At 60.5% G+C, this 337-nt stretch carries 1 protein-coding gene; it reads left to right on the top strand.

Translation table 11 applies throughout. The features are described 5' to 3' along the window. The coding region (locus EN859_RS36300; protein ID WP_135913679.1) for an MFS transporter at positions 1-337 on the top strand (337 nt) is incomplete at both ends.

Here is a 337-nt window from a genome sequence, read left to right as displayed (position 1 = left end):
GTCATCACCTGTCACCATTGCACTGCGCGAGAACTGGCGCGATATCGTCCGCATCGCAATAATGGCGCTTGCCGCGGTCATTGCGATGGTCGCCACCATCTTCGGCGCAGCCTACGCAGTGCAACCATCCTACGGAATCGGCTTTCACGCGAACACGTATCTGGTGATTCCGTTCGTCGGCAACATCGTCGCGGTAATCGTGATCCCATTCGTCGGAAAGCTGTCAGACAGGATCGGGCGACGCATTCCCGTGGTCGTCGGTACAGTAGGGGCGGGCCTGCTTGCCTACGCGTGTCTGTGCGCGATCAGAGCGCCGTGCAGACGGGCAAGCGGACAG

Source organism: Mesorhizobium sp. M00.F.Ca.ET.216.01.1.1, from assembly GCF_004010325.2.
In the GTDB taxonomy this organism is placed as follows: domain Bacteria; phylum Pseudomonadota; class Alphaproteobacteria; order Rhizobiales; family Rhizobiaceae; genus Mesorhizobium.
The sequence above is the reverse complement of the archived record's forward strand: the minus strand, read 5'-3'. Positions and strand labels throughout refer to the sequence as shown.